Raw genomic sequence first — 19,775 nt, forward strand, 5'->3', positions numbered from 1 at the left:
CTGCCGGATCGTTCAACCGATCATTTTTGTCTTAACTGATCGGCATTACGCTGATTGCGGCCGTTTTTATTTTTAAGGCAGAACGGGCATCCAGTCGATGGGCGTCTGGCCGGACTGGCTTAACAGCGCGTTCGCCTGCGAGAAGTGCTTACTGCCAAAAAAGCCGCGATGGGCGGAAAGCGGTGAGGGGTGCGGCGCTTTTAAAACATGGTGACGTTGCGTATCGATAATGCTGCCTTTCTTCTGCGCATGCGAACCCCACAGCAAGAAAATCACGCCTTCCCGATGTTGATTGATCGCGCTTATCACATTGTCCGTAAAGGTTTCCCAGCCGAATCGCGCGTGGGAATGCGCTTTACTGGCTTCTACCGTTAGCACCGTGTTCAGCAGCATCACACCTTGTGTGGCCCAGCTTTCGAGGAAGCCGTGCTGTGGGCGCGTAAAGCCCGCAATATCCTTCTCCAGTTCTTTATACATATTTAGCAGCGAAGGAGGAGTGGGCACGCCGGGAAGCACAGAGAACGCCAGACCGTGCGCCTGATTAGGGCCGTGATAAGGATCCTGACCCAGAATCACCACCTTAATGTCGCCCAGCTCAGTCAGACGGAAGGCATTGAACACGTCTTTTTGCGGTGGATAAACGGTCACACCTGCTGCGCGTTCGTTGGCTACCGCTTTTAAGGTTTCGACGAAGTAAGGTTTTTCTTTCTCTTCAGCCAGCACGTCGTGCCAGGTCAGCTTCTCAGCCATCTTTAACTCCCTGCAAAAATTTGCGCCTAGCTTAACGTGTCGCACGCGGCAGCAGAAGGGTAAAAATAATTTGAAAAATTGCAGAGAAAGTTTTTGAGCGGAATGGTTTTAAATCAATTTGTTAGCGATGAGGCGTGTTTTGCCTGGCAGCATAATTGATACAGGTCAAAACAGACCCAAAGCCCCGGTGATATATCAATGTGTCAGATCAATGGATTCACCGCGTGATATCAAATATCGCGCACTAAAGCCCTGGAGGTCACTATGATTACCGGTATTCAAATTACTCAGGCCAATAACCCACAACTGCTGAACTCATTCTGGTTGCTGGATGATGAGAAAGCGGAAGCCCGTTGCCTGTGCGCAAAAGGCGATTTCACGGAAGATCAGATCGTTGCTATTAGCGATCTGGGCGACATTGCTTACCGTGAAATCCCGCTAGAGCAGAAACCCGAGGTGCGTATTGAGGGTGGCCAGCACCTGAACGTCAACGTGCTGCGTCGCGAAACCTTAGAAGATGCGGTTAAGCATCCGGAAAAATACCCGCAGCTGACCATTCGTGTGTCTGGTTATGCGGTGCGCTTTAATGCGCTTACCCCTGAACAGCAGCGCGATGTGATTACCCGTACTTTCACTGAAAGTCTGTAATTGATCGGCTGACGAAAAGTCACACAGCAATCCAGCCGCGCCGATACCTTTCGGCGCGGCTTTTTTGTTTTTATCGATCCTGAAAGGGACTGCTGGATGGGCGATTGGCAGGAAAAATATAACCGAAGCGCTATTTTGGCAGGCTAAAGATAAAAAAAACGCCTCATCAGAGGCGCTTTATTGAGTGCGTGCTGATTTATTCTGCACCGCTCTCTGGTGTGCTGCTGCCGCTCGCCTTACGACGTTTACCGACATTTTTGGTGTCGCGATGACGTTGCTTAACACGCGGTTTTTCAGCTTCTTTCTCTTTGCGCTCTTTACGCTTCGCAAGGGCTTTTTTCGACGGTTTACCCGTGACTTTAGCACTCGGTGCACGCGATTCCGGACGCAACTCTTCGATGATGCGCGCTTTAATCGGCTCGTTGATATAACGGGTAATTTTACCCAGCAGCACATGGTCATGTGCCTCAACCAACGAAATCGCCGTGCCTTTACGTCCAGCACGCGCCGTACGACCAATGCGGTGCAAGTAGATATCGGCAGTGAGTGGCAGGTCATAGTTGATGACGTGAGTGACGTCATCAATGTCGATTCCGCGTGCCGCAACATCGGTCGCAATCATCACGTTGACGCGATTTTCGTTGATACGTTTAATCGCTTCATTGCGGTTTACCTGCACCATCTCACCTTCAAGATAGCTGGTACGAATGCCGGCTTCGTGCAGCCAGGTCACCAGTTCATGCAGACGTTCGCGTTTACGCACAAACACAACCACGCGCTTGGCTTCAGGCTGTTTTAACAGATGCACCAACAGCTTGGTTTTGTGCTCAAGGTTGTCAGCACGATAAAACCATTGTTGAATCTTTTTACGTTCGCTTTTGCTGGGATCTGCTTCGATTGATACCGGATTGTTCAGCAGGCGCTCGGCGAAGTCTTTGATATTTTCGCCTTCCAGCGTGGCGGAGAACAGCAGCGTCTGTTTGCGCCAGCGGGTTTCCGCTGCGATGGTTTCAATATCCTGCGCGAAGCCCATGTCGACCATGCGGTCGGCTTCATCCAGAATCAGCGTTTCAACCGCGCGGCAGTCAAAGTTTTCTTCTTTGATGTACTGCAGCAAGCGACCGGTGGTGGCCACCACGATGTCCTGGTTTTCGCTGAATACTTCGGCGTGGTTCATATAAGCCACACCACCGGTGATGGTGGCGATATCCAGGTGAGTGTGTTTAGCCAACTCACGTGCGTGATCGGCAACCTGCATCGCCAGTTCGCGGGTTGGCGTGAGGATCAGAATACGTGGCGGGCCCGATTTTTTGCGTGGGAAGTCGAGCAGATGCTGTAAAGCGGGCAGCAGAAAAGCAGCGGTTTTCCCCGTTCCGGTTGGCGCCGAACCCAGAACGTCACGGCCTTCCAGCGCGGCAGGAATGGTCTCAGCCTGAATGGCAGTGGGGCGCGTGAAGCCTTTTTCCTGCAGCGCTTGCAGCAGGCTTTCGTCAAGTTCGAGTTCGGAGAATGTGGTTACGGTCATGGTCTACCTCAGTTTGGGGCGCTGATTATAGACAGAACAGACATAATCTTCATCTGTTTGTGTGCAGCAGGTGAAGGTGAATTCCCCTCACGACCACGTTACACTTCCCGCAGTAGATAATTCAACGGTAGTGAAGTATGTCTCAGGACCAGCCGCAGACGCGGGCAATGTTAAGAAAAGATGGTTTTACCTTTAAGCAATTTTTCGTGGCGCATGACCGCTGTGCGATGAAAGTCGGCACTGATGGCGTGTTACTGGGTGCCTGGGCGCCGGTGGCCGGCGCGCGACGAATTCTGGATATTGGCTGCGGCAGCGGATTGATTGCGCTGATGCTGGCACAGCGTACGCCAAAGCAGGTGATGCTGGATGCGGTCGAGTTGGATGCCAGTGCGGCTAACCAGGCTGAAGAAAATGTGCAGGCTTCTCCCTGGGCCGATCGCATCACGGTGCATCAACAAAACATCGTCAGCTGGAGCGAGCAATCTGAAAAACGTTATTCCCTGATTGTCAGCAACCCGCCTTTTTTTTCGCCGGGAACCGCGTCAGCCAGCGCAGAGCGTGATAACGCGCGCAGTACCACCGCGCTGGACCATCCCACATTATTACGCTGTGCTGCTCAGTTAATTGAAGAAGAAGGTCTCTTTTGCGTGGTGCTGCCCGAGGATGCCGGAGAAAATCTCATTCAGCTGGCGCTGGCCGAAGGCTGGCATCTGCGGTATCGCTACGATGTGGCGGCTTATGCACAACGTCCGCCGAATCGTCTGGTATTAGGTTTCTCGCCAACAGCAGGCGAAACGTTGCTGGAACGTCTCGCCATTCGTGATGAAGATAAGAGCTACTCGGCTGACTGGCTGAGTCTGGTGAGTGATTTTTATCTGTTCCGATAATGCTCTGGCTGGAGCTGAGTCGGTAAAGCCTCAGAGAGTTGATCGGGATAATCAGGCGTAAAGTGCAGGCCACGGCTCTCTTTGCGTTCCAGCGCACAGCGCACCATCAACTCCGCCACCTGCACCAGGTTGCGTAACTCCAGCAGGTTGTTGGATAGACGGAAATGCGCGTAGTACTCATCAATTTCCTGCTGCAGTAAATTAATCCTGCGCAGTGCGCGCTCAAGCCTTTTGGTGGTGCGCACAATTCCCATGTAATCCCACATGAACAGGCGCAGTTCATGCCAGTTGTGCTGAATAACGACGCGTTCGTCCGCGTCATCGACCCGGCTTTCATCCCAGGCCGGCAGTTGCTCGACGGCAGCAACATCCGGCAAGCGGCGAATCATGTCCTCCGCCGCAGACCAGCCATACACCAGACACTCCAGCAAAGAATTCGATGCCATACGATTGGCACCGTGCAGGCCGGTATAGCTCACCTCGCCAATGGCATACAGCCCATCGACATCGGTACGGCCCTGCTGATCCACCATCACGCCGCCGCAGGTGTAGTGCGCGGCAGGAACAATGGGAATGGGCTGTTTGGTCAGATCCAGTCCGAAGGTCAGCAGTTTCTCGTAGATCATCGGGAAGTGCGCACGGACAAAACTCTCTGGCTGGTGGCTGATATCCAGATACATGCAATCGACACCCAAACGCTTCATTTCATGATCGATAGCGCGCGCCACGATATCGCGCGGGGCCAGTTCGGCACGCTCGTCAAAATCAGGCATAAAGCGGGTACCATCCGGGCGCAGCAACCATGCGCCTTCGCCGCGCAACGCTTCCGTGAGCAAAAAGTTCTGTGCCTGAGGATGGAATAAACAGGTGGGGTGAAACTGATTGAATTCCAGATTGGCGACACGGCAGCCAGCACGCCATGCCATCGCAATACCATCACCAGAGGCCACATCCGGGTTGGTGGTGTACTGATATACTTTTGCTGCACCGCCAGTGGCCAATACCACCGCGCGAGCACGGCAGGTTTCCACCTGTTCGCGATTGCGGTTCCAGATCCACGCACCCACTACCCGACGCTTACCGGGCAGCCCCAGTTTATCGGAAAGAATTAAACCAACGGCGTTAGTGCGTTCAATAATGCGGATGTTGGGATGGCTCAGCGCCTGGCTCACCAGCGTGGTTTCAACCGTGCGGCCAGTGGCATCGGCGCTGTGCAGAATTCGACGATGGCTGTGCCCACCTTCGCGCGTCAGATGGTAACGCGCTTCGCCGTCACTCTGCGGTTCCTTGTCGAAGGCCACGCCGTTATCAATCAACCACTGCACGCAATGGCGCGCATTGCTGGCAATAAAACTAACGGTTTCACGTTCACACAAGCCAGCACCGGCGATCAAGGTGTCTTCGACGTGAGATTCAATGCTGTCTGTTTCATCAAACACCGCGGCGATACCGCCCTGGGCATACAGCGTCGAACCTTCGTTCACCTGTGCTTTGCTTAACACGGTCACCTGGTAATAGGGTGCCAGTCGCAGCGCCAGAGACAGGCCTGCAGCACCGCTACCCACAATTAACACATCACATTGGTAATCAGGATTCGACGTCATGGTGTTTAATTTACTAAACAAAAGGTTTCCCGAGCATAAGCCTGGAAGCCGGGCCTGTGAAGTATTTTGAACAAATTACGCGGTAAAATTATCCAGAGCAGCGACATAATCACGCGATTTCAGTAAGTTATGTCCGAAAATAGGCACATCGTGTTTTTTATACCAAACACTCTGAAAATTCAGGTAATAAAGATGAAAATTAGGGCGTCATAGGGTACTCTCCCAGCGATTATCGGTGCCGCAAATGACGCCAACGGCGTAGCAAGTCGCTACACTGAAAGACAATCAACAACAATGATGTCGTGGTTCCGATACGGAAAATATCTGGTCGTGGTGAACTTCAGGCCAACATATGACTCTAAGCGCATGCTTGCTCAGAACAATGAGATGTGCTGGCAGTTCACTTACGCATAAAAAGAGATTTGGGGAGACATTACCTCGGATGAGCGAGCAGTTAACGGATCAGGTTCTCGTTGAGCGGGTTCAGAAGGGAGATCAAAAGTCATTTAATTTACTGGTTATTCGATACCAGCATAAAGTGGCGAGCCTGGTTTCACGTTATGTCCCTTCAGGCGATGTGCCTGATGTGGTTCAGGAATCCTTTATTAAAGCGTATCGCGCACTGGAATCTTTCCGTGGCGATAGCGCCTTTTATACATGGCTGTACCGCATTGCGGTGAATACAGCAAAAAACTATTTAGTGGCTCAGGGGCGTCGTCCGCCATCCAGCGATGTGGATGCGATCGATGCAGAAAATTTCGAAAGTGCGGGTGCATTAAAAGAAATTTCGAACCCTGAGAACTTAATGTTGTCAGAGGAACTGAAACAAATTGTTTTTCGGACCATTGAGGCGCTTCCCGAAGATCTGCGTATGGCCATCACCCTCAGGGAGTTGGATGGTTTAAGTTACGAAGAGATTGCCGCCATCATGGATTGCCCGGTGGGTACCGTTCGTTCGCGTATCTTCCGTGCCCGAGAGGCCATTGATAATAAAGTTCAACCGCTTATCCAACGTCAGTGATAACGGCTACTGGAAGGGTACCAAAGCATGCAGAAAGAAAAACTTTCCGCTTTAATGGATGGTGAAACTCTCGATAACGAGCTGTTGGCGTCGTTGTCGAAGGATGCAGATCTTCAAAAAAGCTGGGAGAGCTACCATCTAATCCGCGACACCTTACGAGGTGATGTCGGTGAAGTGCTGCATTTTGATATCTCCGCACGCGTTGCAGCGGCCATTGAAAATGAGCCATTGCGCAAAGTGACTCCGCTGATTCCTGAAGCGCAGCCTGAGCCATCACGCTGGGAGAAAATGCCGTTCTGGCGCCGTGGCGGCACCTGGACTGCACAACTGGCGCAGATTGGTGTGGCTGCCTGTGTCTCGCTGGCAGTGATTGTAGGTGTTCAGCACTACAATACTCAGCCTGGCAGCAGCGCAACGGAAACCTCAGATTCTCCAGCGTTTAATACGCTGCCGATGATGGGTAAAGCTTCTCCTGTTAGTCTTGGCGTCCCTTCTGACGCGTTTGACACCAATAGCTCTAACCAGCAGGTGCAGGAACAGCGTCGTCGTGTGAATGCCATGCTGCAGGACTATGAACTGCAACGCCGTCTGCATGCTGATCAGGTCCAGTTCGATCAAAAGAATGATCCACAGCAGGCGCAAGCTAACGTTCCCGGAAATCAGTCGTTAGGAACTCAACAGCAGTAATGAAGCAACTTTGGTGTGCCGTTAGCCTGCTGGCAGGCAGCCTGCTTTGGTCCTCCACCGCCCCGGCGCAGACATCTGCTTCCGGGGCGTTGTTACAGCAGATGGAGCAGGCAAGCCAGAACCTCAACTACGAATTCGCCTACATCAATGTCTCTCGTCTTGGCATTGAATCTCTGCGTTATCGTCATGCAGTTATCGATAATCGTATCTTTGCCCAACTGTTGCAGATGGATGGGCCGCGTCGTGAAGTGATTCAGCGTGGCAATGACATCAGCTACTTCGAGCCAGGGCTTGATCCCTTCTCGCTACCGGGCAATCACATTATTGATGCGCTGCCTGCATTGATGTTTGCTGATTTCTCCCGCCTTGGTGATGCCTACGATTTTATTCCGGTAGGACGTTCGCGTATGGCCGATCAAATGTGCGAAGTGGTGCGCATCGTGTCGCGTGATGGCACGCGTTACAGCTATGTCGTGTGGCTGGATGTTGATACTAAATTGCCGCTACGCATCGATTTGCTGGATCGCGATGGTGAAACGCTGGAGCAGTTCCGTGTCATCAGCTTTGCGGTGGATGAAGGCGTGCGTAATCTGATGCAGGGGCTGGAAAAAGCCAATCTGCCGCCAACGCTGTCATTACCGGCGGGCGATAAAGTGCAGCTCAGCTGGCAGCCAGGCTGGTTGCCTGCGGGTATGACACTGATTTCGCAGAGTCGCCGCGATATGCCAGCCATGAATAAAACCGTAGAATCTCGTCTGTACAGCGATGGCTTATTCAGCTTTGCTATCAACATTACGCCTGCCGATAAAAGCAGTGTGCCGCAGTCATTGCGCACTGGGCGTCGTACGGTGCAGACAGAAGTGCGCGATAATCGTGAAATCACCGTGGTGGGCGAATTACCGCCTGCAACGGCCAAACGTATCGCGGACAGCATAGATTCAGGTGCACAAAAATGATGAGAGAATGGGCCACCGTGGTGGCGTGGGAAAAAGGCATTGCCACGCTGCACTCGGAAGCGAAAACCTCCTGTAACAGCTGTTCAGCCCGCAAAGGCTGCGGCAGCCACGCGCTCAATCAACTTGGGCCGAAAAATGCTCATGTCATGACCATTGCCAGCCCGGAGCCTTTACAGCCCGGACAGCGCATTGAATTGGGTATCCGTGAAAGCAGTCTGCTGGGTTCAGCGCTGCTGGTTTACATGACGCCGCTGTTTGGCCTGTTTTTAGTCGCAGGTCTGTTTCAGATGCTGTTCCACAGTGATCTGGCGGCGGCCTGCGGTGCGCTGTTAGGCGGCATTGGTGGCTTTATTGTGGCTAAAGGGGTTTCCAGCGTGTTCGGTCATCGGGAAGCCTTTCAGCCGATCATCCTCAGCGTTGCGTTACCGCCCGATGCCATACGCGTAGAAAATGAAGGTTGATCCCTGCCAGGGCCGCGCAACGCGCGGCTTTTTCATTTAGGCTTACCCGCTGAAATCTGTTGCGATTCCCCACAGTTCCATTCTTTAACGCGCGGCGTTAACAGTGTAATATGCGTCGTCATTAATGAGGCTGACAGGATTCCGGGTAAAGCTCACTTTCCTGAATGTGTCTGTGCTCAAGTTTTCCACTGATTTTTTACGTGAAGATATTCATATAAATGAAGCACATACGAAATTTCTCCATCATCGCACACATCGACCACGGCAAATCAACGCTCTCTGACCGCTTGATTCAGATTTGTGGTGGCCTCAGCGATCGTGAGATGGCGGCGCAGGTTCTGGATTCTATGGATCTGGAGCGCGAGCGCGGCATTACCATCAAAGCGCAAAGCGTAACGCTCGATTACAAAGCGCTGAACGGTGAAACTTACCAGCTCAATTTTATCGATACTCCCGGCCACGTTGACTTCTCCTATGAAGTTTCCCGCTCGTTAGCGGCTTGTGAAGGGGCATTGCTGGTGGTCGATGCAGGTCAGGGCGTTGAAGCACAGACGCTGGCGAACTGCTACACCGCAATGGAAATGGATCTGGAAGTGGTACCGGTTTTGAACAAAATCGACTTGCCTGCGGCCGATCCTGAGCGCGTGGCGGAAGAGATTGAAGATATCGTTGGTATTGATGCGGCTGATGCCGTGCGCTGCTCGGCAAAAACCGGCGTTGGCGTTCCGGATGTGCTTGAGCGTCTGGTGCGTGATATCCCACCACCGGAAGGTGATCCGGAAGGCCCGCTGCAGGCGCTGATCATCGACTCATGGTTCGATAACTACCTGGGCGTTGTGTCACTGATTCGTATCAAGAACGGTACGCTGCGCAAAGGCGACAAGGTGAAGGTGATGAGCACCGGTCAGACCTATAACGCTGATCGCTTAGGCATCTTTACACCGAAACAGGTTGACCGTAATGAACTCAATTGCGGTGAAGTGGGCTGGTTGGTGTGTGCAATCAAAGACATCCTCGGCGCGCCAGTAGGCGATACCTTAACGCTGCAGCGAAATCCTGCTGACAAAGTGTTGCCAGGCTTTAAAAAAGTGAAGCCACAGGTTTATGCCGGTCTGTTCCCGATCAGCTCTGATGACTATGAAGCATTCCGTGATGCGCTGGGCAAATTGAGCCTGAACGATGCCTCACTGTTCTACGAACCAGAGAGTTCAACGGCGCTGGGCTTTGGCTTCCGCATCGGCTTCCTTGGCCTGCTGCACATGGAGATCATTCAGGAACGTCTGGAGCGTGAATACGATCTCGACCTGATCACCACTGCGCCGACGGTTGTCTATGAAGTGCTGACGACCGATGGTCAAACTGTCTATGTCGATAGCCCATCCAAGCTGCCGCCACTGAACAATATTGAAGAACTGCGCGAACCGATCGCCGAGTGTCACATGCTGCTGCCGCAGGAGTTCCTCGGCAACGTGATTACCCTGTGTATTGAGAAACGCGGTGTGCAGACCAACATGGTTTACCACGGTAAACAGGTTGCGCTGACCTATGAAATCCCGATGGCAGAAGTGGTACTCGACTTCTTCGACCGTCTGAAATCAACGTCTCGCGGCTATGCATCGCTGGACTATAACTTTAAACGTTTCCAGGCCTCTGACATGGTGCGTGTCGACGTGATGATTAACTCAGAACGTGTAGATGCGCTGGCGCTGATTACCCACCGTGATAACTCTCAGTATCGTGGCCGCGACCTCGTGGAGAAGATGAAAGATCTGATCCCACGTCAGCAGTTCGATATTGCGATTCAGGCGGCAATCGGCAACCACATTATCGCTCGCTCAACGGTCAAGCAGCTGCGTAAAAACGTCCTGGCGAAATGCTATGGCGGTGACGTGAGCCGTAAGAAGAAACTGTTGCAGAAGCAGAAAGACGGTAAGAAGCGAATGAAGCAGGTCGGCAACGTTGAGCTGCCGCAGGAAGCATTCCTTGCCATTCTGCATGTCGGTAAAGACAGCAAATAAGGAATTTTAATGGCTAATATGTTCGCCCTGATTCTGGTGATCGCCACGCTAATAACGGGTGTTATCTGGTGTATCGATCGCTTTAAATGGGCTCCGGCGCGTCGTGCTAAGCAGGCAGCTGCACAAGCGCAGGCGGGCAACACATTGGACGGCAAAACGCTGGCCAAAGTGGCGGCTCAGCCAGGCTGGGTAGAAACGGCGGCATCGGTGTTCCCGGTGCTGGCGGTGGTACTGATCGTTCGCTCATTTATTTTTGAGCCGTTCCAGATCCCATCAGGTTCCATGATGCCGACGTTGCTGATTGGTGATTTTATTCTGGTGGAGAAGTTTGCTTACGGCATCAAAGATCCGATTACTCAAACCACGCTGATCCCAACGGGTCATCCGCAGCGCGGTGATGTGGCGGTGTTTAAATACCCGAAAGATCCGAGCGTCGATTACATTAAACGTGTTATCGGTCTGCCGGGCGACAAAGTGGTGTTTGATCCTTACAGCAAAACGCTGACGGTTAACCCGGGTTGTGGCACAGGCAAATGCGATACTGCGTTGCCGATCACCTATACCAACGTGGAGCCAAGCCGCTTCATTCAAACCTTCAGCGGCTTTGATGGCAATGAAACCGGCAACGGCTTCTTTGAAGCACCACAGGGCGAAACCATGAAGGGCGGCCTGCGTCTGGGAACACGTAAAGAGACGCTGGGCACGGTGACGCACGATATCCTGTTAGTAAACGAAGCGCAGAGCCAGGCAAGCATGTATTATCAGCAGCCGGGTCAGCCGCAATCCACGTGGATCGTGCCGGAAGGGCAATATTTCATGATGGGTGATAACCGCGATAACAGCGCCGACAGCCGCTACTGGGGCTTTGTGCCTGAGAAGAATATGGTCGGTAAAGCGGTGGCTATCTGGATGAGCTTTGAGAAACAAGAAGGACAGTGGCCAACGGGCGTGCGCTTAAGTCGCATCGGCGGAATCCACTAAGCATTATGCCCACTGCGGTGGGCAACACGGTTGGCCTCTTTCGGGGGGCCACTGCACACGAAACAGAACGTGTTGGAAGCTCAGCCCTGTTTCGTATGCAGAGTTACAGACGCACAGAATAACTGGAATCGCATGAACCCCATCCTTATTAACAAGCTGCAGCGCAAACTGGGCTACACTTTTACTCATCCGGAACTACTGCAGCAAGCATTGACTCACCGCAGTGCCAGCAGTAAGCACAATGAACGTCTTGAGTTTCTTGGCGATTCTATTCTCAGCTATGTGATAGCCAATGCGCTTTATCATCGCTTCCCACGTGTGGATGAAGGTGACATGAGCCGCATGCGCGCTACGCTGGTGCGGGGCAATACTCTGGCAGAGATGGCGCGTGAGTTTGAACTCGGCGAATGTTTACGTCTTGGACCGGGCGAGTTGAAGAGTGGCGGTTTCCGTCGCGAATCGATTCTTGCTGATACGGTTGAAGCGCTGATTGGCGGTATCTTCCTCGACAGCAACATTCAAACCGTTGAGAAATTGATTCTCGATTGGTATCAAAATCGCCTTGATGAGATCAGCCCGGGTGATAAGCAAAAAGATCCAAAAACGCGTCTGCAGGAGTTTCTGCAAGGGCGTCACCTGCCGCTGCCTTCTTATCTGGTGGTGCAGGTGCGTGGCGAAGCCCACGATCAGGAATTCACCATTCACTGTCAGGTGAGTGGCATGGCAGACCCGGTGGTGGGTGTAGGTTCCAGCCGCCGTAAAGCAGAGCAAGCTGCCGCTGAGCAGGCATTAATTAAGCTTGGTCTCGAATAAAATACATAGTCATATCGCAGCGTCGACAGCGACGCTGCCCAAGTCAGGACTCGAATGAGCGAAATCGAAACACACAGCGGCTTTATCGCGATTGTCGGCCGACCAAACGTCGGCAAATCCACCTTACTGAACCAGTTATTGGGGCAGAAAGTGTCGATCACCTCGCGTAAACCGCAAACCACGCGTCACCGCATCATGGGCATTCACACCGAAGGCGCTTATCAGGCGATCTACGTGGATACCCCAGGGCTGCACATGGAAGAGAAGCGGGCGATTAACCGCCTGATGAACCGTGCTGCCAGCAGCTCAATTGGTGATGTGGAGCTGGTGATTTTTGTTGTTGAAGGCACCCGCTGGACGCCGGACGATGAAATGGTCTTGAACAAGCTGCGCGACGGCAAAGTGCCGGTGGTGCTGGCCGTTAACAAGGTCGACAATATTCAGGATAAAACCATTCTGCTGCCGCATCTGCAGTTCCTGAGCCAGCAGATGAACTTCCTTGAGATCGTGCCGATCTCGGCGGAAAGCGGTAAAAACGTCGATGCGATTGCCGCTATCGCGCGTAAATGCCTGCCGAAATCTGACCATCACTTCCCGGAAGATTACATCACCGATCGCTCACAGCGCTTTATGGCGTCTGAGATCATCCGTGAAAAACTGATGCGCTTCCTCGGTGCCGAACTGCCTTACTCAGTGACCGTGGAAATCGAACAATTCGTCTCTAACGATCGTGGTGGCTATGACATCAACGGTCTGATCCTCGTCGAGCGCGAAGGGCAGAAGAAGATGGTGATTGGCAACAAAGGCGCCAAGATTAAAACCATCGGTATTGAAGCGCGTAAAGACATGGAAGAGATGTTTGAAGCTAAAGTGCATCTCGAACTGTGGGTTAAAGTGAAATCGGGTTGGGCGGATGACGAACGTGCACTGCGCAGCCTGGGCTATACAGACGAATAATTGATGGAAGGCTGGCAACGCGCCTTTGTGCTGCATAGTCGCCCTTACAGCGAAACCAGCCTCCTGCTCGATCTGTTCAGCGAAAGCGAAGGGCGCGTCCGCGTCCTCGCCAAAGGCGCACGCTCGCGCCGTTCCCAACTCAAAGGTGCACTCCAACCCTTCACGCCGCTGTTGGTGCGTTGGGGCGGGCGTGGCGAAGTCAAAACGCTGCGCAGCGCCGAAGCGGTGTCGCTGGCATTACCGCTCAGTGGCATCACGCTCTATTGCGGGCTGTACGTTAACGAACTGCTGTCCCGCGTGCTTGAGCAGGAAATTCCTTTCTCCGATCTTTTCTTTGATTATCTCCATTGCATCCAGATGCTGGCCGCAGGCAGCGGCACGCCTGAACCGGCGCTGCGTCGCTTTGAACTGGCGCTGCTGGGCCATCTGGGTTACGGCGTGGATTTCCTGCACTGTGCGGGCAGTGGTGAAGAGATCGATGACGGCATGACGTACAGCTACCGTGAAGAGAAGGGCTTTATCGCCAGCCTGGTGGTGAACCAACGCAGTTTCACCGGTCGCCAGCTGCGTGCGCTGTGGGCACGTGAGTTTCCTGATGCCGACAGCCTGCGTGCTGCCAAGCGGTTCACGCGTATGGCGCTTAAGCCTTATCTGGGCGGAAAACCGCTGAAGAGCCAGGAATTGTTTCGCCAGTTTGTGCCAAAAAAGAAGCCCGATGTGGCAAACGACTAGCGCTGGTCGTACCGCCTGATATGCTCAGCACGGTACACTGCAAACACACTGAACCTATTTAAGGATTGTCATGGCTGAGTTGCTGTTAGGGGTCAACATTGACCATATCGCCACCGTACGTAACGCACGTGGCACGAATTATCCCGATCCAGTCCAGGCTGCGTTTGTTTCTGAACAGGCGGGCGCAGATGGCATCACTGTGCACCTGCGTGAAGATCGTCGTCATATCACCGATCGCGATGTGCGTATTCTGCGCGACACCATCCAGACGCGCATGAATCTGGAGATGGCGGTGACCGATGAGATGATCGACATTGCCTGCGACATCAAGCCGCACTTCGTGTGTCTGGTGCCAGAAAAGCGCCAGGAAGTGACCACCGAAGGCGGATTAGATGTGGCGGGTCAGCAGGACAAAATCAACGCAGCGGTTCGCCTGCTGAGCGAAGCGGGTATCCTGGTGTCGCTGTTTATCGATGCCGATCATCGCCAGATTGAAGCGGCCGTTGCCAGCGGCGCACCTTACATTGAGATCCACACCGGCGCCTACGCGGAAGCACCGGAAGGGCTGGAGCGTGAAGCCGAGCTGTCTCGCATTCGCAAAGCGGCCACGTTTGCAGCCAGCCTGGGCTTGAAGGTTAATGCCGGTCACGGTCTGACGTATCACAATGTGCAACCGATCGCGGAACTGCCGGAGATGCACGAGCTTAACATTGGTCACGCTATCATTGGCCGTGCGCTGTTCAGTGGCCTGGCGGATGCGGTGTCAGAGATGAAGCAGTTGATGCGGGAAGCGCGTCGCTAATGGCGATTCTTGGACTCGGCAGTGACATCGTTGAAATTGAACGTATTGCCGGTGTGATTGAGCGATCCGGCGATCGTCTGGCGCGTCGCGTCTTAAGCGAAGCCGAGTGGCAACAGTATCAGGCGCACCAGCAGCCGGTGCGTTTTCTTGCCAAACGTTTTGCGGTGAAAGAAGCGGCGGCCAAAGCCTTTGGTACCGGAATTCGCAGTGGCCTGGCCTTTAATCAATTCGAAGTGTACAACGATGCGCTTGGCAAACCGGGCTTACGCTTTTTCGAACAGGCAAAAGTGATTGCCAGCCAGTTGGGCGTGAAACATGTGCATGTTACCCTGGCCGATGAGCGCCACTACGCCTGCGCAACGGTGATCATCGAAGACTAAGGGTGCAACACGACAAATTTCTCCCACAGCGCCTCGCGGGTTTCCGGGTGCTGTGGGTCAGAAATGATGGTGTTATCAATCGGGCAGACGCTTTGGCAGGTCGGCACATCATAATGACCTACGCACTCGGTGCAGCGGTCGACATCAATCTCATAGATCATCTCACCTAAGCTTATAGCCTGGTTCGGGCATTCAGGTTCGCACATATCGCAATTGATGCATTTCGCCGTAATGAGTAAAGCCATGATCGCCGTTAGCCTGAGAAAGAAGGCGCGCACCTTATCATAAAATCGGCTTCTGCAGGCGCAGGGTTTGTTGTGCTGGATCAAACAAAGCGGGAATTAAGCTCACTGAAGCAGAATTCGCTATAAGTCAGCCAGGCATCAGGAAAACTCTGAGTTATCATTTTGTGCTGAAATTATCAGTGTGAACGCTTGTCGTAAGTACTATGAAAAAAATTAACGCGTTGAAAGACATGTTTTTAAAGCAGCAATGTATTCATTGCGGTGTTGCGCGAGGTTGGCTGGCGCGTTGGATGTCAGATGATGCCTCTTTATGCGATGACTGCCTGCATAACCTGCAGCATGCGAGCCGCCAGGCCTGCCGTCACGATCCCACCACGCAAAGCAAAAAGGCCGAATAGCGGCCTTTTTCATCTCACACCAATTTTTTTACCAACTCTTCACTATGCCGTATGTGGCTGGAAGCGCGCTCTGGATCGTTTTGTACCAACGCCATAAACAGCAGGTCGGTCAGCGCCAGTTGTGCACTGGTGGATGAGATTGCGGCACTGCGCGTACTTTGCTCCTCGGCAACGGTGTACAGGCAAATTGTCGCGCACTGTTGCAGTGAGTTGGGAGTAAAGCCGGTAAACGCCAGCACGTCGACTCCCAACTGCGCGGCTTCCTGCGCCGCAAGGTTAATTTCACGCCGCTCACCGGTATAGGAAATCGCCAGCAGCACATCTCCCGGTGCCATCGCCTGCACGCTCGCCAGTAAAGCATGCATATCCTGCTCAGCGACCGCGTTGATGCCAATCTTCATCAGCTTCCATGAGAAATCTTTCGCCACTAACCCCGACGCACCGATGCCCACTAACAAAATGCGGTTGGCGTTTTTCAGCAATTGCAGGGTTTGCAGCAGTTTCTCTTCGCTGTTGATATCCAGCGTGGCGCGGATAGCGGAAATTTTCTCAGTCAGTAATTTTTCGCCGACCACTTTGAGGGGATCGTCGCTGAGAATATGATTGTGCACGGTGATGGCGTCACGATCCGCCAGCGACTCACTCAGTGCCAGTTTCAGCGCAGGAAATCCCTTATAGCCCAATTTTTGGGCAAACTTCACCACGCTCGACTGGCTGACGCCTGATTCCTCAGCCAGTTTTTGTGAACTCAGATGCCGTGCCCGATCCGGCTGCGACAGCAAAAAATCCGCCAGCCGACGCTCATTTAGCGCCAGTCGAGGGTAGAGCTGGCGAATTCGCAGCAATGAACTCATGTTCGATCCTTAATCCATCTAATCCCGCTTGAGCTTAGTCTCTTTTCGCACCGTCAGGTTTTAATGACAGCACGCCGACACAAAGAATAAACTATTCAGCTGGCATTGTGGTCATTGGAATTAAAAATGACTGCTTTCGCTCCCGCCGTTGAAGCTGGCTACACTGTAGGGCAAGCCGTAGAAAGGAAAGATAAGGAGTGGAGTTTGACAAAGGGTACGCAACGCCGCGTGGTGTTTTTCGATCTCGATGGCACGCTGCATCAGCAGGACATGTTTGGCACCTATATGCGTTATCTGCTGCGACGTCAGCCGATCAACCTGTTGCTGGTGGTGCCGCTGTTGCCGGTGATTGGTCTGGGAATGCTGTTTAAAGGGCGCGCTGCACGCTGGCCAATGAGCTTGCTGCTGTGGGCCATTACCTTCGGCCACAGTGAGCTGCGCCTGCGTCAGCGTGAGGCCGCGTTCGCGACATGGTTCCGCCAGCGCGTCACCGCTTTTCCGGTGGTGCAACAACGTCTGACGGATTATCTCAGCAGCGATGATGCGGATGTGTGGCTGATCACCGGTTCGCCACAATCACTGGTGGAGCAGGTCTATTTCGATTCGGCCTTTCTGCCGCGCGTTCAACTGATTGCCAGCCAGATGCAACCCGGTTTAGGGGGGCGCGTATTAGCCATGCGTTGCCTCGGGCATGAGAAGGTTGCTCAACTCGAAGAGAAGATTGGTACACCATTGCAACTCTACAGCGGTTACAGCGACAGTAAACAGGATAACCCGCTGCTGTTCTTCTGCCAGCATCGCTGGCGGGTAACATCACGCGGTGAGCTGCAACAGCTGGAGTGAATCATGCGGCGATTCCGTCTATAATGCGCCGCCTCTAAATCCGCAGGAGCTGCCCGGTGAACCCACAAACTGATGAATATTGGATGCGCCATGCGCTGGAGCTGGCGCGTCGCGCGTGGGAACAGGGCGAAGTGCCGGTGGGCGCGGTATTAGTGCAGGGCGACAAAGTGATCGGTGAAGGCTGGAATCGGCCGATTGGTCAGTGCGACCCGACCGCGCATGCCGAGATCATGGCGCTGCGCCAGGGCGGTAAAATTCTCGAAAACTATCGCCTGCTCGACACCACGTTGTATGTGACGCTGGAGCCGTGCGTGATGTGCGCCGGTGCGATGGTGCACAGCCGCATTACGCGGCTCGTCTATGGCGCAAAGGATGAGAAAACGGGCGCAGCGGGCTCGCTCATGGACGTGATTGGTCATCCAGGCATGAATCATCAGATTCAGATTGATTGCGGTGTACTGGCGGACGAGTGCGCCGGGATGTTAAGTGATTTCTTCCGCATGCGCCGCGAGCAAAAGAAAGCGCTGCGGCAGGCGCAGCGCGAAGGTTAGTTCATCGCAATCTTAGGTTCGACCGCCGGGTAACCGGCGCCCAGTTCGGCTTCCAGCGCCGACTGCTGAGCGATGCGCTTCTCCTGTTCCTGCAGATATCCCACCAGACTGATCTGATACTTACGGATGTTCTCTACATAGTTGTAGGCTTCATGGCCGCGCGCGTAGCCGTAGGAGGTTTGCGCGTAATAACGCTTCTGGCTCAGCATCGGCAGACGCTGTTTGACATCGGCCCAGCTATCAGGATTACCGCCTTGTTTGGCCGTCAGCTTGCGGGCATCCAGCATGTGCGCATAGCCCATGTTATATGCCGCTAATGCAAACCAGATGCGCTCATCATCAGGAATGGTGTCCGGCACCTTCTCCATCATACGTTGCAGGTATTCGCTGCCGCCACGGATGCTCTGCTCAGGATCAAGGCGATCGTTGACGTCGAGGCTGTCAGCGGTGTTACGCGTCAACATCATCATACCGCGCACGCCGGTCGGCGAGGTCGCCTGCGGATTCCAGTGCGACTCCTGATAAGAGATGGCTGCCAGCAGACGCCAGTCCATGCTCGCCGCGTATTTCTCAAACAACGGTTTGATATCCGGCAACGTGTTATCAATCGCGCGCAGGAAGGTGCGGGTATCCACGTAATCAAAAGTGCCAACGTGACCGAGATACTTCTCTTCGAGGCGCGCCATTGTGCCTTCTTCGCCCATCTGGCTATAGAAGTCGAGCATTGCCGCATTCAGACTGTCATCATCATTGCGTGGCAGATACCAGGTAACCGGTTCTTCATCGGTGATGTCAAATGCGACGGCCAGCTGCGGATGGATGCGCTGCAATAAGCCGATGGTGACCGAATCGCCCACGGTGTAATCCAGCTTGCCGTCGGCGACGGCTTCCAGCAGCGCTTTCTGTCCCTGATCGGTAGAGATCGCCCAATCGAGATCGGGATAGCTGTCAGCTTTGGCGGAACGTAATGTTGACAGATATGCCGAACCGGACTGCACAATCAGGCGGCCTTTCAAATCGCCGAGCGTCTTCGGCCGTGGCTTATCAATGCGGTACACCAACTGCTGCGAAACAGAGTAGTAGCTCGGTCCACTTTGATAGTGGGCAAGGCGTTCACCGTTGTAGATCAGCCCAGCTGCGAGCAAATCCGCCTTACCATCATCCAGATCGTCAAACAGATCGCCGAGGTTCGGACGCACCGTAACCTCGAGTTTGACGCCAAGATAATCGGCGAAGCGTTTCGCCAGCTCGTAATCCATACCGGCTGGTGCATTATTGATGGTGTAGTAAGTCAGCGGGGAGTTGACGGTACTGATGCGCAGCACTCCACGTGATTTAATCTGCGATAACGCGTCTTTTCCGCCCCCGTACCAGGGGATGGAAGGCCACAGTGCCAGCGCAAGCAGCACGGTGATCAGACCGATCAGCAGATAGTTTATTTTCAGGCGTTTCAAATAGTTGTCTCGTAATGGCTCACAGGCCTCTGTCTTTTAAAAGGCAGTATTTATGTTGTTTTCACTCCCAGAGCGATGGGCATTTTGCGCAACAAAGCGCAGCAGGGCAACTTATATAGCAAGAATTGTGCAAAATTCAGCCAAATGCTGAGTGCCAGATTTTATGCGCAAACGGTTTCGTAACCCGTGCTGTTTCTCTATAATACCG

General features: G+C 53.4%; 21 protein-coding genes. 15 read left to right on the forward strand and 6 right to left on the reverse strand.

Annotation, left to right across the window (positions count from 1 at the left end):
- Positions 1 to 72 precede the first annotated feature (72 nt).
- Positions 73 to 750: a uracil-DNA glycosylase gene (gene ung / locus IAE30_RS28540; protein ID WP_038645341.1), complete on the reverse strand. Its 678-nt coding sequence runs from the start codon at positions 748 to 750 to the stop codon at positions 73 to 75.
- Positions 751 to 1,014: 264 nt separating this feature from the next.
- On the opposite strand from ung, the gene grcA reads away from it, so the two are divergent.
- Positions 1,015 to 1,398, forward strand: coding sequence for an autonomous glycyl radical cofactor GrcA (grcA, locus tag IAE30_RS28545; RefSeq protein WP_038645342.1), 384 nt, complete (start codon positions 1,015 to 1,017; stop codon positions 1,396 to 1,398).
- A gap of 196 nt (positions 1,399 to 1,594) precedes the next feature.
- On the opposite strand, the gene srmB is transcribed toward grcA, so the two are convergent.
- Complete coding sequence (srmB, locus tag IAE30_RS28550; protein ID WP_200538076.1) at positions 1,595 to 2,923, reverse strand: ATP-dependent RNA helicase SrmB; 1,329 nt, start codon at positions 2,921 to 2,923, stop codon at positions 1,595 to 1,597.
- A 137-nt stretch (positions 2,924 to 3,060) separates the two neighbouring features.
- On the opposite strand from srmB, the gene IAE30_RS28555 reads away from it, so the two are divergent.
- Positions 3,061 to 3,810 (forward strand): tRNA1(Val) (adenine(37)-N6)-methyltransferase, encoded by a 750-nt coding sequence (locus IAE30_RS28555; RefSeq protein WP_200538077.1) that lies wholly within the window; start codon positions 3,061 to 3,063, stop codon positions 3,808 to 3,810.
- On the opposite strand, the gene nadB is transcribed toward IAE30_RS28555, so the two are convergent.
- Positions 3,795 to 5,414, reverse strand: a complete 1,620-nt coding sequence (gene nadB, locus IAE30_RS28560) for an L-aspartate oxidase (RefSeq protein ID WP_200681502.1) — start codon at positions 5,412 to 5,414, stop codon at positions 3,795 to 3,797. The two genes, IAE30_RS28555 and nadB, sit on opposite strands and share 16 nt — an antisense overlap.
- A 442-nt stretch (positions 5,415 to 5,856) precedes the next feature.
- On the opposite strand from nadB, the gene rpoE reads away from it, so the two are divergent.
- The 11 genes from rpoE (at position 5,857) to acpS (ending at position 15,222) form a co-directional block, all read left to right on the forward strand.
- Positions 5,857 to 6,435: an RNA polymerase sigma factor RpoE gene (rpoE, locus tag IAE30_RS28565; protein WP_038645348.1), complete on the forward strand. Its 579-nt coding sequence runs from the start codon at positions 5,857 to 5,859 to the stop codon at positions 6,433 to 6,435.
- A 27-nt stretch (positions 6,436 to 6,462) separates the two neighbouring features.
- A complete protein-coding gene (gene rseA / locus IAE30_RS28570) occupies positions 6,463 to 7,122 on the forward strand; it encodes an anti-sigma-E factor RseA (RefSeq protein WP_038645350.1) in 660 nt (219 codons plus the stop codon).
- Positions 7,122 to 8,078 carry a sigma-E factor regulatory protein RseB gene (gene rseB, locus IAE30_RS28575; RefSeq protein ID WP_034825608.1) on the forward strand — a complete coding sequence of 319 codons (957 nt, stop codon included), beginning with the start codon at positions 7,122 to 7,124 and terminating at the stop codon, positions 8,076 to 8,078. Before rseA ends, rseB begins: the two co-directional genes overlap by 1 nt.
- Positions 8,075 to 8,539: a SoxR-reducing system protein RseC gene (gene rseC / locus IAE30_RS28580; protein ID WP_038645352.1), complete on the forward strand. Its 465-nt coding sequence runs from the start codon at positions 8,075 to 8,077 to the stop codon at positions 8,537 to 8,539. Before rseB ends, rseC begins: the two co-directional genes overlap by 4 nt.
- A 218-nt stretch (positions 8,540 to 8,757) precedes the next feature.
- Complete coding sequence (gene lepA / locus IAE30_RS28585; protein WP_038645354.1) at positions 8,758 to 10,557, forward strand: translation elongation factor 4; 1,800 nt, start codon at positions 8,758 to 8,760, stop codon at positions 10,555 to 10,557.
- 9 nt (positions 10,558 to 10,566) lie between these two features.
- Complete coding sequence (lepB, locus tag IAE30_RS28590) at positions 10,567 to 11,538, forward strand: signal peptidase I (RefSeq protein WP_200681495.1); 972 nt, start codon at positions 10,567 to 10,569, stop codon at positions 11,536 to 11,538.
- Between the two features lie 132 nt (positions 11,539 to 11,670).
- Positions 11,671 to 12,351 (forward strand): ribonuclease III, encoded by a 681-nt coding sequence (rnc, locus tag IAE30_RS28595; RefSeq protein ID WP_038645358.1) that lies wholly within the window; start codon positions 11,671 to 11,673, stop codon positions 12,349 to 12,351.
- A gap of 54 nt (positions 12,352 to 12,405) precedes the next feature.
- Positions 12,406 to 13,308: a GTPase Era gene (era, locus tag IAE30_RS28600; protein ID WP_034825620.1), complete on the forward strand. Its 903-nt coding sequence runs from the start codon at positions 12,406 to 12,408 to the stop codon at positions 13,306 to 13,308.
- Between the two features lie 3 nt (positions 13,309 to 13,311).
- The gene (gene recO / locus IAE30_RS28605; protein ID WP_038645361.1) at positions 13,312 to 14,040 is read left to right on the forward strand and encodes a DNA repair protein RecO; all 729 of its coding nucleotides are present in this window, start codon (positions 13,312 to 13,314) and stop codon (positions 14,038 to 14,040) included.
- Positions 14,041 to 14,110: 70 nt separating this feature from the next.
- Positions 14,111 to 14,842, forward strand: coding sequence for a pyridoxine 5'-phosphate synthase (pdxJ, locus tag IAE30_RS28610; RefSeq protein ID WP_034825624.1), 732 nt, complete (start codon positions 14,111 to 14,113; stop codon positions 14,840 to 14,842).
- The gene (gene acpS, locus IAE30_RS28615; protein WP_045833994.1) at positions 14,842 to 15,222 is read left to right on the forward strand and encodes a holo-ACP synthase; all 381 of its coding nucleotides are present in this window, start codon (positions 14,842 to 14,844) and stop codon (positions 15,220 to 15,222) included. Before pdxJ ends, acpS begins: the two co-directional genes overlap by 1 nt.
- On the opposite strand, the gene IAE30_RS28620 is transcribed toward acpS, so the two are convergent.
- Together IAE30_RS28620 and IAE30_RS28625 are read right to left on the reverse strand one after the other, a co-directional pair.
- Positions 15,219 to 15,467: a YfhL family 4Fe-4S dicluster ferredoxin gene (locus IAE30_RS28620; RefSeq protein WP_034825627.1), complete on the reverse strand. Its 249-nt coding sequence runs from the start codon at positions 15,465 to 15,467 to the stop codon at positions 15,219 to 15,221. The two genes, acpS and IAE30_RS28620, sit on opposite strands and share 4 nt — an antisense overlap.
- Before the next feature lie 412 nt (positions 15,468 to 15,879).
- Positions 15,880 to 16,719 carry a MurR/RpiR family transcriptional regulator gene (locus tag IAE30_RS28625; RefSeq protein WP_038645367.1) on the reverse strand — a complete coding sequence of 280 codons (840 nt, stop codon included), beginning with the start codon at positions 16,717 to 16,719 and terminating at the stop codon, positions 15,880 to 15,882.
- A gap of 204 nt (positions 16,720 to 16,923) precedes the next feature.
- Here IAE30_RS28625 and yfhb point away from each other — a divergent pair, with 204 nt between their 5' ends.
- Together yfhb and tadA are read left to right on the forward strand one after the other, a co-directional pair.
- Positions 16,924 to 17,562, forward strand: a complete 639-nt coding sequence (gene yfhb / locus IAE30_RS28630) for a phosphatidylglycerophosphatase C (RefSeq protein WP_200681496.1) — start codon at positions 16,924 to 16,926, stop codon at positions 17,560 to 17,562.
- Between the two features lie 56 nt (positions 17,563 to 17,618).
- A complete protein-coding gene (gene tadA / locus IAE30_RS28635; RefSeq protein ID WP_072017009.1) occupies positions 17,619 to 18,113 on the forward strand; it encodes a tRNA adenosine(34) deaminase TadA in 495 nt (164 codons plus the stop codon).
- On the opposite strand, the gene mltF is transcribed toward tadA, so the two are convergent.
- Positions 18,110 to 19,567 carry a membrane-bound lytic murein transglycosylase MltF gene (gene mltF / locus IAE30_RS28640; protein ID WP_038645371.1) on the reverse strand — a complete coding sequence of 486 codons (1,458 nt, stop codon included), beginning with the start codon at positions 19,565 to 19,567 and terminating at the stop codon, positions 18,110 to 18,112. The two genes, tadA and mltF, sit on opposite strands and share 4 nt — an antisense overlap.
- Between the last annotated feature and the right edge of the window lie 208 nt (positions 19,568 to 19,775).

This window comes from Pantoea sp. S61 (assembly GCF_016625145.1).
Taxonomy (GTDB): domain Bacteria; phylum Pseudomonadota; class Gammaproteobacteria; order Enterobacterales; family Enterobacteriaceae; genus Pantoea; species Pantoea rwandensis_B.